The following is a 12,136-nucleotide window of genomic DNA, read 5'->3' on the forward strand; positions in this document are numbered from 1 at the left end:
AGCCTGCCAGTGTAGTGTCGTTGTCGCCGGTAGAGCGGATATCGCCCGGCATCCTGATGCGCCGGCAACTTCGCAGAGCAGGATGGGAACCGTTTCAATCATGCCACAGTCTTAAAGAATCCGGTGCATCTTGAATTTAAAGTTAGTTTTAAGCTAATTCCGCCTATATTCCCCTGGACAACGCGATAGCAGAGATGATCGGGAGCTTGAACATGCGGACAATACATACGGTAGCGGGACTGGCCTTGGTGCTGGCGCTGGCTGGATGTCAGCGGACGTCCATGAGCGATTTCGGTGGAAACCCCGCGCCGGCTCCATTGCAGGCGCAGCCTGTGCCGAGTGTCTCTTCCGGCCAGCTTGCAGCGCCCGGTGATACCTCGCAGTTTCCGGCAGCGCCGGTCAGCGGCACGGCGGCGGTCGGCGGCGTCACGACGCCGGGTGCTACCGATACTGCTGCGGCGGCCAATGCGCTTGATGTCACCAAGGAATCGATGGTAGGCAACTGGCGTGTCTCGAATGCGGGCGCATCCTGCGACATGTTCCTGACGCTGACCAATCTCGGCAGCGGTTCGCGCGGCGGTACGCGCGGTTGCGCTGGCGAACTGACGGCGATGGGATCCTGGGAAGTGGCCGGCAAGCAAGTCGTCTTGAAGGATCGCAACGGCAATCCGCTCGCCCGCCTGTTCAAGACGGCCGATGCACGCTTTGACGGCTCGACCAATGGCGGCCAGTCGGTCAGTCTTAGCCGCTAACCACCAGCCCGGCATCAGCCGGGCTTTTTCTTGCCGTCGTTTCCGACACCAGGGCGGTCCAGCGCGTGCCAAATCCCGAAGACAGTATTTCACGAAAACTCGAAGCCATGGTCGCGGCGGGAACGCTGTCGCGTGATCCGGCGCAGCTTGCCATCGCCAGGCGGCTCGATCACCTTTCCTCAGAGCTCGCCGCCGGCCGCGCCGAGCGCAAGTCGAATGCGCTTGGATGGCTGTTTGCTTCACGCAAGAATGAACATCCGCCGCTGAAGGGGCTTTATCTCTACGGGGGCGTCGGGCGTGGCAAGACCATGCTGATGGACCTGTTCTTCGAGACGGTGCCGATCAAGCGCAAGCGGCGGGCGCATTTCCACGAATTCATGGCCGATGTGCATGATCGCATCTTCAAGCACCGGCAGAAGCTGAAAAATGGCGAGACGCGGCAGGCGGACCCGATGCCGCCGGTGGCGGCCGAGATCTTTGCCGAAGCGCGGCTTCTGTGCTTCGACGAGTTTTCCGTCACCGATATTGCCGATGCGATGATCCTGTCGCGGCTGTTCGGCGAACTCTTCTCCAAAGGCTGCGTGCTGGTGGCGACATCGAATGTCGAGCCGGGCAATCTTTACAGGGATGGTCTCAATCGCGGCCTGTTTCTGCCGTTCATCGATCTGTTGAAGGCGCATGCCGCTATCGTGCCGCTGGATACAACGACGGATTACCGGCTGGCGAAGATCGAGGGACTACCAGTCTGGTCATCGCCGCTTGGCCCGCAAGCCGACGCCGAACTCGACAATGCCTGGAGGCTGGCAACGGCGGGGCTGACGGTTGCCTCCGCCGAGGTGGCGTTCAAGGGACGCAAGATCGTCGTGCCCAAGGCTGCCGGCGAATGCGCTCGTTTTTCCTTCGCAGACCTCTGCGAAAAGCCGCTGGGCGCCGCCGATTATCTCGCCATCCTTTCGCATTACCGGACGATTTTCGTCGAGCATATTCCGCATCTCGGGCCGGAACGCCGCAACGAGACCAAGCGCTTCATCATGCTGGTCGATACGATCTACGATCATGGCGCCCGGCTGTTTGCTTCTGCAGCATCGGCGCCGATCAATCTGCTGACGGCGAAAAAAGGCACCGAGGGTTTCGAGTTTGACCGCACGGTGTCGCGGCTCATTGAGCTGCAGAGCAAAGAATACGCGGCTAACCATCATGCAGCTTCTGGTGTTTTATGACAGAACGGCGACGTAAATTCTTACGTTTACGTAAGAATTTTATGATCTAACCGATTGAAATTGTTCTGTCCGAAAGTATCGGTTGATATTTTAGATTTTGAAGCTTAATTCCTAGCGCCGAAGGTTTGCCACAGTCTGCGCTTAGAGCGCCACGTCAGGCCTTGTCAGATTTGGATCGCAAAGGAAGCACTTTCATGGCGCGCAACAAGATCGCACTTATTGGTTCTGGAATGATTGGTGGCACGCTGGCGCATCTCGCCGGCTTGAAGGAACTGGGCGATATCGTCCTGTTCGACATCGCTGACGGCATTCCGCAGGGCAAGGGTCTCGATATCGCTCAGTCCTCCCCCGTCGAAGGCTTCAATGCCAACCTGACCGGTGCCAGCGACTATTCCGCAATCGAAGGCGCCGATGTCTGCATCGTCACCGCCGGCGTTGCCCGCAAGCCGGGCATGAGCCGCGACGATCTGCTCGGCATCAACCTCAAGGTGATGGAACAGGTCGGCGCCGGCATCAAGAAGTATGCCCCGAACGCTTTCGTCATCTGCATCACCAACCCGCTCGACGCGATGGTCTGGGCGCTGCAGAAGTTCTCCGGCCTGCCGAAGAACATGGTTGTCGGCATGGCCGGCGTTCTCGACAGCTCGCGCTTCCGCCTGTTCCTGTCCCAGGAATTCAACGTTTCCGTCCAGGACGTCACCGCCTTCGTTCTCGGCGGCCATGGCGACACGATGGTGCCGCTTGCCCGTTACTCGACCGTTGGCGGCATTCCGCTGACCGATCTGGTCAAGATGGGCTGGGTCACCAAGGAACGCCTCGAAGAAATCATCCAGCGCACCCGTGACGGTGGCGCCGAAATCGTTGGTCTGCTCAAGACCGGTTCGGCCTACTACGCTCCGGCCGCTTCGGCGATCGAAATGGCTGAATCCTTCCTCAAGGACAAGAAGCGCGTTCTGCCCGTCGCCGCCCATCTCACCGGCCAGTACGGTGTCAAGGACATGTATGTCGGCGTCCCGACGATCATCGGCGCCGGTGGTGTCGAGCGTATCATCGAAGTCGAGTTCAACAAGGCCGAACAGGAAGCCTTCGACAAGTCGGTTGCCGCGGTTGCCGGTCTTTGCGAAGCCTGCGTCGCCATCGCGCCCAGCCTGAAGTAATTGCGCCTCACGTAATTACCGCTCGGCTTAAACAGGAAATATCCCCATGAACATTCATGAATATCAGGCCAAGGCTCTGCTGAAGACCTTTGGCGCTCCGGTCGCAGAAGGTGTTGCCATCTTCTCCGCCGACGAGGCAGAAGCGGCTGCAAAGTCGCTTCCAGGCCCGCTCTACGTCGTCAAGAGCCAGATCCACGCTGGCGGCCGCGGCAAGGGCAAGTTCAAGGAACTCGGCCCGGATGCCAAGGGTGGCGTTCGCCTGGCGTTCTCCATCGACGAAGCCAAGGCGCATGCCAAGGAAATGATGGGCAACACGCTGGTAACCGCGCAGACCGGCGAAGCCGGCAAGCAGGTCAACCGCCTCTACATCGAAGACGGCGCCGACATTGCCCGCGAGCTTTACCTCTCGCTTTTGGTCGACCGTTCGGTTGGCCGCGTTGCCTTCGTCGTCTCGACCGAAGGCGGCATGGACATCGAGGCTGTCGCCCATGACACGCCGGAAAAGATCCACACAATCGCAATCGACCCGGAAACGGGCGTGACCGACGCTGACGTTGCTGCGATCTCCAAGGCACTCGAGCTTTCGGGCGCTGCTGCCGAAGACGCCAAGTCGCTGTTCCCGATCCTCTACAAAGCCTTCAACGAGAAGGACATGGCGCTGCTCGAGGTCAACCCGCTGATCGTCATGAAGAATGACCATCTGCGTGTCCTCGACGCCAAGATGTCCTTCGACGGCAACGCGATTTTCCGCCACGACGACGTCAAGGCGCTGCGCGACGAGACCGAAGAGGACGCCAAGGAAATCGAAGCCTCCAAGTGGGACCTCGCTTACGTCGCTCTCGACGGCAACATCGGCTGCATGGTCAACGGCGCTGGTCTCGCCATGGCGACGATGGACATCATCAAGCTGTACGGCAAGGAGCCGGCAAACTTCTGCGACGTCGGCGGTGGCGCCGGCAAGGAGAAGGTGGCTGCTGCCTTCAAGATCATCACGGCTGACCCGAAGGTCGAGGGCATCCTCGTCAACATCTTCGGCGGCATCATGAAGTGCGACGTCATCGCTGAAGGTGTTGTCGCTGCGGTGCAGGAAGTCGGCCTCAAGGTTCCGCTCGTCGTGCGCCTCGAAGGTACCAATGTCGAGCTCGGCAAGAAGATTCTGAACGAATCGGGTCTCGCGATCACGGCGGCAGACGACTTGGACGATGCGGCCAAGAAGATCGTCGCTGCGATCAACGCCTAATTTTTAAGGACCCGAACTCATGTCTATTCTCGTCAACAAGAATACCAAGGTCCTGGTTCAGGGCCTGACCGGCAAGACCGGTACGTTCCACACCGAACAGGCGCTTGCCTACTACGGCACGCAGATGGTCGGTGGTATCCACCCGAAGAAGGGTGGCGAAACCTGGACCGGCTCGAAGGGCGAAAGCCTGCCGATCTTCGCGTCCGTCGCTGAAGCCAAGGAACGCACCGGCGCAGACGCATCGGTGATCTACGTTCCGCCGGCAGGTGCTGCCGACGCGATCATCGAGGCGATCGAAGCCGAGATCCCGTTCATCACCTGCATCACCGAAGGCATTCCGGTCATGGACATGGTTCGCGTCAAGGCTCGCCTCGACCGCTCCAAGTCGCGCCTGCTCGGCCCGAACTGCCCGGGCATCCTGACGCCGGAAGAATGCAAGATCGGCATCATGCCGGGCTCGATCTTCCGCAAGGGTTCGGTCGGTATCGTGTCGCGCTCCGGCACGCTGACCTATGAAGCCGTGTTCCAGACGTCGAACGAAGGCCTTGGCCAGACGACGGCTGTCGGCATCGGCGGCGACCCGGTCAAGGGCACCGAGTTCATCGATGTGCTTGAGATGTTCCTGGCCGATCCGGCCACGACCTCGATCATCATGATCGGCGAAATCGGCGGCTCGGCTGAAGAAGATGCAGCCCAGTTCCTGATCGACGAAGCCAAGAAGGGCCGCAAGAAGCCGATGGCAGGCTTCATCGCCGGCCGTACCGCTCCGAAGGGCCGCACCATGGGCCACGCCGGTGCTGTCGTTTCCGGCGGCAAGGGCGATGCGGAATCCAAGATCTCGGCCATGGAAGCGGCCGGTATCAAGGTATCGCCTTCCCCGGCGCGCCTCGGCAAGACGCTGGTCGAAGTCCTCAAGGGCTGAGACGTTCCAAGCGAATAACGTGACCGGGCCGCCCATTGCGGTTGGCCCGGTCCGCACCATCTGATGACGCGGGGGCGCATCCGGCGCTCTCGAAAATGCGGTTTACCGGGGCCATCCACCCGGCAGAGTTAACTAGTCAGGAGGCGGACGGACAGGTCCGCGGAACACCATGGCACGGCAAGAAGCCAACGAGCAATTTCAGCTGACCTCGTTCCTCGATGGAGCGAATGCTGGCTATATCGACCAGCTCTATGCGCGCTACGAAAACGATCCGTCGTCGGTCTCCGGCGAATGGCAGTCGTTCTTCAAGGCGCTGCAGGAGCAGCCGGAAGACGTGATCAAGGCCGCCAAGGGCGCTTCGTGGAAGAAGCCACACTGGCCAATCCAAGCCAGTGGCGAACTGGTCTCGGCGCTGGACGGCGACTGGGGCACGGTTGAAAAGGTCATCGAAAAGAAGGTTCAGGCGAAGGCCGAAGCCAAGGCTGCCGTGACCGGCGTTGCCGCAGCGCCCGCCGACGTTCACCAGTCGACCCGTGACAGCGTGCGCGCGATCATGCTGATCCGCGCCTACCGCATGCGCGGCCACCTGCATGCCAAGCTCGACCCGTTGGCAATCGCCGCTCCGGTCGAGGATTATCACGAGCTTTCGCCGTCGAACTACGGTTTCGGCCCGGAAGACATGGACCGGCCGATTTTTATCGACAACGTGCTTGGTCTTGAATACGCAACCCTGCGCGAGATCGTCGACATTCTCGAGCGCACCTATTGCTCGACGCTCGGTGTCGAGTTCATGCACATCTCCGATCCGGAAATCAAAGGCTGGATCCAGGAACGCATCGAAGGCCCGGATAAGGGTGTTGATTTCACGCCTGAGGGCAAGAAGGCCATCCTGCAGAAGCTGATCGAGGCCGAAGGCTTCGAGCAGTTCATCGACGTCAAGTATAAGGGCACCAAGCGCTTCGGTCTCGACGGCGGTGAATCGCTGATCCCGGCGCTGGAGCAGATCATCAAGCGCGGCGGTCAGGAAGGCCTGAAAGAGGTCATCCTCGGCATGGCCCATCGCGGCCGTCTGAACGTCTTGACCAACGTCATGGGCAAGCCGCATCGCGCCGTGTTCCACGAGTTCAAGGGCGGCTCCTACGCACCGGACGACGTTGAAGGCTCGGGCGACGTGAAGTACCATCTGGGTGCCTCCTCGGACCGCGAGTTCGACGGCAACAAGGTTCACCTGTCGCTGACGGCCAACCCGTCGCATCTGGAAATCGTCAATCCTGTCGTCATGGGCAAGGCCCGCGCCAAGCAGGACCAGATGGCGAAGATCTTCGAAGGCGACGTCATTCCGCTGTCCGAGCGCGCGCAAGTCATGCCGCTTTTGCTGCACGGCGACGCTGCCTTTGCCGGCCAGGGCGTCACGGCTGAAATCCTCGGCCTGTCAGGCCTGCGCGGTCACCGCGTTGCCGGTACGGTGCATTTCATCATCAACAACCAGATCGGCTTCACCACCAATCCGGCCTTCTCGCGTTCGTCGCCCTATCCGTCGGACGTTGCCAAGATGATCGAAGCGCCGATCTTCCACGTCAACGGCGACGATCCTGAAGCGGTCGTCTACGCTGCCAAGATCGCCACCGAATACCGGATGAAGTATCACAAGCCTGTCGTCGTCGACATGTTCTGCTATCGCCGCTTCGGCCATAACGAAGGTGATGAGCCGTCATTCACGCAGCCGAAAATGTACAAGGTCATCCGCGCCCACAAGACGGTCGTGCAGATCTACGCCCAGCGTCTGATCGCCGAAGGCCTGATCACCGAAGGCGAACTGGAAAAGATGCGGGCCGACTGGCGTGCGCATCTCGAGCAGGAGTTCGAGGCAGGCCAATCCTACAAGCCGAACAAGGCCGACTGGCTGGACGGTGTGTGGTCGGGACTTCGCGCCGCCGACAACCAGGATGAGCAGCGCCGCGGCAAGACCTCGGTTCCGATGAAGTCGCTCAAGGAAGTAGGCCGCAAGCTGTCGGAAGTTCCGGCGGGCTTCCATGCCCACAAGACCATTCAGCGTTTCATGGACGGCCGGGCCAACATGGTCCAGACCGGTGAAGGCGTCGATTGGGCGATGGCCGAAGCGCTGGCTTTCGGCACGCTTTGCATCGACGGCACCAAGATTCGTCTGTCGGGCCAGGATTGCGAACGCGGCACGTTCTCGCAGCGCCACTCGGTTCTCTACGATCAGGAAACCGAAGACCGCTACATCCCGCTGGCCAACCTGTCGCCGACCCAGGCCCGTTACGAAGTCATCAACTCGATGCTTTCGGAAGAGGCTGTACTCGGTTTCGAATACGGCTATTCGCTGGCCCGTCCGAACGCGCTGACGCTCTGGGAAGCCCAGTTCGGCGACTTCGCCAACGGTGCGCAGGTCGTGTTCGACCAGTTCATCTCGTCGGGTGAGCGCAAGTGGCTGCGTATGTCGGGTCTCGTCTGCCTGCTGCCGCACGGCTACGAAGGCCAGGGTCCGGAACATTCCTCGGCCCGCCTTGAGCGTTGGTTGCAGATGTGCGCCGAAGACAACATGCAGGTCGCCAACGTCACGACGCCGGCGAACTACTTCCACATTCTGCGCCGCCAAACGAAGCGTGACTTCCGCAAACCGCTGATCATGATGACGCCGAAGTCACTGCTGCGCCACAAGCGTGCTGTCTCCTCGTTGTCGGAAATGGCGGGCGAGACCTCGTTCCACCGTCTGCTTTGGGACGATGCCGAGGTCATCAAGGACGGCCCGATCAAGCTGCAGAAGGACGCCAAGATCCGCCGCGTCGTGCTTTGCACCGGCAAGGTCTATTACGACCTGCTGGAAGAGCGTGAAAAGCGTGGCATCGACGATGTCTACCTGCTGCGCGTCGAACAGCTCTATCCGTTCCCAGCCAAGGCGCTGATCAACGAACTCTCGCGCTTCCGCCATGCCGAAATGGTCTGGTGCCAGGAAGAGCCGAAGAACATGGGCGCGTGGTCGTTCATCGACCCGTACCTGGAATGGGTGCTTGCCCATATCGATGCAAAGTACCAGCGCGTGCGTTACACCGGCCGTCCGGCTGCCGCCTCTCCGGCGACGGGCCTGATGTCCAAGCATCTCGCCCAGCTTGCCGCATTCCTCGAAGACGCCCTCGGGGGCTAAGAAAACGGGAGGCTGAAAGGCCTCCCTCTTTTGCCTCAACAGAAACCGACACCCGATCAACGGACGACAAAAAATCATGGCCACAGAAATCCGCGTTCCCACTCTGGGCGAATCCGTCAGCGAAGCCACCATCGGTACCTGGTTCAAGAAGGTTGGCGATACCGTCAAGGCCGATGAGCCGCTGCTTGAACTTGAAACCGACAAGGTGACGATCGAAGTTCCGTCGCCAGCCGCTGGCGTGCTGTCCGAAATCGTCGCCGCTGCCGGCGAGACCGTCGGCCTCGGCGCGCTGCTCGGCAACATCGCCGCTGGCGCTGCAGGCGCTGCTGCTCCGGCCGCTGCCGAAAAGAAGGCCGAACCAGCAGCCGCAGCCCCGGCTGCTGCTGCCGCTGCACCAGCTTCCACGCCGGTTGCTTCCGCCATGCCGGCTGCCCCTGCCGCCGCCAAGATGCTGGCTGAAAACAATCTCTCGGCCGATCAGGTCGATGGCTCCGGCAAGCGCGGTCAGGTTCTGAAGGGCGATGTCATCGCTGCCGTTGCCAAGGGCATTTTGGCACCAGCCGCTTCCGAGCCGGTAAAGGCCGTATCGCGTGGTCCGTCGTCGGCCGAGGACGCGCCGCGCGAAGAGCGCGTCAAGATGACCCGCCTGCGCCAGACCATCGCCAAGCGCCTCAAGGATGCGCAGAACACAGCAGCGATGCTGACCACCTATAACGAGGTGGACATGTCGGCCGTGATGGCGCTGCGCACCAAGTACAAGGACATCTTTGAGAAGAAGCACGGCGTCAAGCTCGGCTTCATGGGCTTCTTCACCAAGGCTGTGACGCATGCCCTGAAGGAAATTCCTTCGGTCAACGCCGAGATCGACGGCACCGACATCATCTACAAGAACTTCTGCCATATCGGCATGGCCGTCGGCACTGATAAGGGCCTCGTCGTTCCGGTCATCCGCGACGCCGACGAAATGTCGATCGCCGAAGTCGAGAAGGATCTTGGCCGTCTCGCCAAGCTCGCTCGCGATGGCGCCCTCTCCATGGGCGACATGCAGGGCGGCACGTTCACGATCACCAATGGTGGCGTCTACGGTTCGCTGATGTCCTCGCCGATCCTCAATGCGCCGCAGTCGGGCATTCTTGGCATGCACAAGATTCAGGATCGCCCGGTCGTCGTCGGCGGCCAGATCGTCATCCGTCCGATGATGTATCTCGCGCTCTCCTATGACCACCGCATCGTTGACGGCAAGGAAGCGGTTACCTTCCTCGTGCGCGTCAAGGAAAGCCTGGAAGATCCGGAACGCCTCGTTCTCGACCTGTAAGGAACGATAGGCATGGACCCGGCAGCACTGGCGGTATCGCCCTTCGTCACGCTTCTTGCATGGAGCGTGGTGCTGCTGGTGTTTCATGTCTCACTGCAGGGCTTTTCTGCAACCCTCGAACTTGGATCGGCATGGAATGCCGGTCCGCGGGATGAGGAAAAGAAACCCTCCGGCAAACTGGCCGGCCGGGCGGCCCGGGCATCGGCGAATTTCCGTGAGACTTATCCGGCTTTTGTCGGCCTGGCTCTTGCGCTGGCCATCAACGGTGATCTCACCGGCTGGGGCCTGACCGGTGCCTGGACTTGGCTTGTCTGCCGGATCCTTTATATTCCGCTTTATCTGGCGGGTGTTCCCTATATCCGCTCGCTCATCTGGCTCGGTTCGCTCGCCGGGCTTCTCATCATGGTCGCGACGCTGATTTTCTGACGTCCCGCAGCGGTAAACGGAGAGTGCAGTGCATCCCTATCTGTTCGAACTCGCGTCGCTGATGGCCATCTTCGCCTTCGCTATCGTTTCTCCGGGCGCAGACCTTGCCATGGTCATGCGCCAGTCGATCGTCAATGGCCGCCGCTCCGCCATCATCACGTCCTTCGGCGTCGGCACCTCGCTGATGTTCCATGTGACCTATACGATCCTCGGTCTTGGGCTGATCATCTCGCAGTCGATCTACCTGTTCAACATCGTCAAATGGTGCGGTGTCGCTTACCTTCTCTATATCGGCGTCAAGTCGCTGCGGGCGGGCAAGACCGACATGACGGCGCATGCCGAAGGGGTGCAGGCCGGTGAAAAGCGTCAGTCCGGGCTGAAGGCATTCGGTCTCGGCTTTGCGGCCAATGCACTGAACCCGAAGCCGGTCTTCTTCTTCCTGTCGATCTTCTCGACGGTGGTCAGCGCCCATACGCCGATCATGGTCAAGTTCGGTTACGGCCTGGTAATGGCGAGCTGCCTGATCCTCTGGTTCGTCGGTGTCAGCATGTTCATGACGACGCCGAAGATGCGCGCCGCCTTCTCGCGCGCCAGCCAGTGGATCGACCGCGCCAGCGGCATGGTCTTCATTGCGCTTGGCCTGAAGCTCGCCACCGAAAAGGCGGCCTGAGCATGCGTCTTGCCATCCTCGCATCGATCCTGAGCGCATTGCTGGCGGTTTCGCCGGCAGGTGCCGCCGATTGCCTGCAGGAACAGGCGATCTATGGCGATGCGGATAATGCTTACGAGTTGCATTTCGAGCCGGTCGGCTCGGCCAGTGCCGCCACCAGCAATCATTTCAAGGTCAAGGTCGGCAAGACCGATCTGGTGCTTGATGGCATCGTCATGCAATCCGACGAGCCCGTGCGCGCCAACGGCATGATCATGCACAAATGCCCGGAAGGTGACGTGACCGGCGACGACATCGCTGCCTGCACGATCTGGCAGGGCGTGATCTATTCAGTCGGTGCGGATGGCAAGGTCCTCTCGCTGCCCGGCGAAGGCCTCGAAGCCGCCGCGCAGGTACTTTTGCCCGATTTCGGCCCGGCGATCCGCAATTCATCGATCTGGGGCAAGGCGACTGTCGCGCCCTGGGATGTTCTGACCTTCAAGGGATGCAGCCAATGACGCGGAATGACAGGCCCGTTTTGCTGGTCACCGGCGGCAGCCGCGGCATCGGTGCCGCCATCTGCCGGTCTGCCGCCGAGCAAGGCTGGACGGTTGCCGTCAACTATGCCTCCAACCGCCCTGCCGCTGACGCAGTCGTGGCTGCGATCGAAGCGGAAGGTGGTGTTGCGATTGCGGTGGAAGGCGACGTCGGCAACGAGGCCGGGATTGCTGCTATCTTTGCGGCGATCGACGAGAGGTTCGGCCGTCTCGACGGGCTGGTCAACAATGCCGGCATCGTCGGCATGCCGGCACGCGTCGAGGACATTACCGCCGAGCGGCTGGAGCGCATGCTGCGCGTCAATGTCTCCGGCTCGATCCTTTGTGCCGCTGCGGCCGTCCGGCGCATGTCCGTCCGTCACGGTGGCAAGGGCGGCGTCATCGTCAATATTTCGTCGGTGGCATCTGTGCTCGGTTCGGCCGGGCAATATGTCGATTATGCCGCCTCCAAGGGAGCCATCGATACGTTCACCGTCGGCCTGTCGCGGGAAGTCGCTTCCGACGGCATCCGTGTGAATGCGGTGCGCCCCGGCATCATCGATACGGATATCCACGCCTCCGGCGGGCTTCCGGACCGCGCCCGCGAACTCGGGCCGACCATCCCCATGAAACGGCCGGGCACTGCGCAAGAGGTCGCTGACGCCGTTCTCTATCTTCTCTCCCCTTCGTCGTCCTATGTTACGGGCGCCATTCTCAACGTCAGCGGCGGACGCTAGCCGCTCTCAGGAAGGA

General features: G+C 61.1%; 11 protein-coding genes. All 11 read left to right on the forward strand.

Annotated features, from left to right (window positions below):
- The first annotated feature begins 212 nt into the window (after positions 1 to 212).
- The gene (locus tag ACSQ3J_RS13825) at positions 213 to 752 is read left to right on the forward strand and encodes a protease inhibitor Inh/omp19 family protein (protein WP_060502874.1); all 540 of its coding nucleotides are present in this window, start codon (positions 213 to 215) and stop codon (positions 750 to 752) included.
- Between the two features lie 107 nt (positions 753 to 859).
- On the forward strand, positions 860 to 1,972 hold the full coding sequence (gene zapE / locus ACSQ3J_RS13830; RefSeq protein ID WP_060502747.1) for a cell division protein ZapE: 1,113 nt from the start codon (positions 860 to 862) through the stop codon (positions 1,970 to 1,972).
- A 194-nt stretch (positions 1,973 to 2,166) separates the two neighbouring features.
- Positions 2,167 to 3,129: a malate dehydrogenase gene (gene mdh, locus ACSQ3J_RS13835; RefSeq protein ID WP_060502748.1), complete on the forward strand. Its 963-nt coding sequence runs from the start codon at positions 2,167 to 2,169 to the stop codon at positions 3,127 to 3,129.
- A 46-nt stretch (positions 3,130 to 3,175) separates the two neighbouring features.
- The gene (sucC, locus tag ACSQ3J_RS13840; protein WP_060502749.1) at positions 3,176 to 4,369 is read left to right on the forward strand and encodes an ADP-forming succinate--CoA ligase subunit beta; all 1,194 of its coding nucleotides are present in this window, start codon (positions 3,176 to 3,178) and stop codon (positions 4,367 to 4,369) included.
- Between the two features lie 19 nt (positions 4,370 to 4,388).
- Positions 4,389 to 5,291 carry a succinate--CoA ligase subunit alpha gene (gene sucD, locus ACSQ3J_RS13845; RefSeq protein WP_037097360.1) on the forward strand — a complete coding sequence of 301 codons (903 nt, stop codon included), beginning with the start codon at positions 4,389 to 4,391 and terminating at the stop codon, positions 5,289 to 5,291.
- A 169-nt stretch (positions 5,292 to 5,460) separates the two neighbouring features.
- On the forward strand, positions 5,461 to 8,457 hold the full coding sequence (locus tag ACSQ3J_RS13850) for a 2-oxoglutarate dehydrogenase E1 component (RefSeq protein ID WP_060502751.1): 2,997 nt from the start codon (positions 5,461 to 5,463) through the stop codon (positions 8,455 to 8,457).
- Between the two features lie 76 nt (positions 8,458 to 8,533).
- A complete protein-coding gene (odhB, locus tag ACSQ3J_RS13855) occupies positions 8,534 to 9,772 on the forward strand; it encodes a 2-oxoglutarate dehydrogenase complex dihydrolipoyllysine-residue succinyltransferase (protein ID WP_436039309.1) in 1,239 nt (412 codons plus the stop codon).
- Positions 9,773 to 9,784: 12 nt separating this feature from the next.
- Positions 9,785 to 10,198 (forward strand): MAPEG family protein, encoded by a 414-nt coding sequence (locus ACSQ3J_RS13860; protein WP_436039310.1) that lies wholly within the window; start codon positions 9,785 to 9,787, stop codon positions 10,196 to 10,198.
- A 28-nt stretch (positions 10,199 to 10,226) separates the two neighbouring features.
- Positions 10,227 to 10,868, forward strand: coding sequence for a LysE family transporter (locus ACSQ3J_RS13865; RefSeq protein ID WP_436039311.1), 642 nt, complete (start codon positions 10,227 to 10,229; stop codon positions 10,866 to 10,868).
- Positions 10,869 to 10,870: 2 nt separating this feature from the next.
- The gene (locus tag ACSQ3J_RS13870) at positions 10,871 to 11,365 is read left to right on the forward strand and encodes a hypothetical protein (protein WP_436039312.1); all 495 of its coding nucleotides are present in this window, start codon (positions 10,871 to 10,873) and stop codon (positions 11,363 to 11,365) included.
- Positions 11,362 to 12,120, forward strand: a complete 759-nt coding sequence (locus tag ACSQ3J_RS13875; protein ID WP_436039313.1) for an SDR family oxidoreductase — start codon at positions 11,362 to 11,364, stop codon at positions 12,118 to 12,120. Before ACSQ3J_RS13870 ends, ACSQ3J_RS13875 begins: the two co-directional genes overlap by 4 nt.
- Positions 12,121 to 12,136 lie beyond the last annotated feature (16 nt).

The organism is Rhizobium sp. LjRoot98 (assembly GCF_964252935.1).
GTDB lineage: Bacteria > Pseudomonadota > Alphaproteobacteria > Rhizobiales > Rhizobiaceae > Pararhizobium.

Excerpts from the sequence above, each read along its gene's own strand:
- ACSQ3J_RS13825 (WP_060502874.1), top strand. The coding sequence starts at position 213 with ATGCGGACAATACATACGGTAGCGGGACTGGCCTTGGTGCTGGCGCTG.
- sucD (WP_037097360.1), top strand. The coding sequence starts at position 4,389 with ATGTCTATTCTCGTCAACAAGAATACCAAGGTCCTGGTTCAGGGCCTG.
- ACSQ3J_RS13875 (WP_436039313.1), top strand. The coding sequence starts at position 11,362 with ATGACGCGGAATGACAGGCCCGTTTTGCTGGTCACCGGCGGCAGCCGC.
- ACSQ3J_RS13860 (WP_436039310.1), top strand. The coding sequence starts at position 9,785 with ATGGACCCGGCAGCACTGGCGGTATCGCCCTTCGTCACGCTTCTTGCA.
- zapE (WP_060502747.1), top strand. The coding sequence starts at position 860 with ATGGTCGCGGCGGGAACGCTGTCGCGTGATCCGGCGCAGCTTGCCATC.
- ACSQ3J_RS13870 (WP_436039312.1), top strand. The coding sequence starts at position 10,871 with ATGCGTCTTGCCATCCTCGCATCGATCCTGAGCGCATTGCTGGCGGTT.
- sucC (WP_060502749.1), top strand. The coding sequence starts at position 3,176 with ATGAACATTCATGAATATCAGGCCAAGGCTCTGCTGAAGACCTTTGGC.
- odhB (WP_436039309.1), top strand. The coding sequence starts at position 8,534 with ATGGCCACAGAAATCCGCGTTCCCACTCTGGGCGAATCCGTCAGCGAA.
- mdh (WP_060502748.1), top strand. The coding sequence starts at position 2,167 with ATGGCGCGCAACAAGATCGCACTTATTGGTTCTGGAATGATTGGTGGC.
- ACSQ3J_RS13850 (WP_060502751.1), top strand. The coding sequence starts at position 5,461 with ATGGCACGGCAAGAAGCCAACGAGCAATTTCAGCTGACCTCGTTCCTC.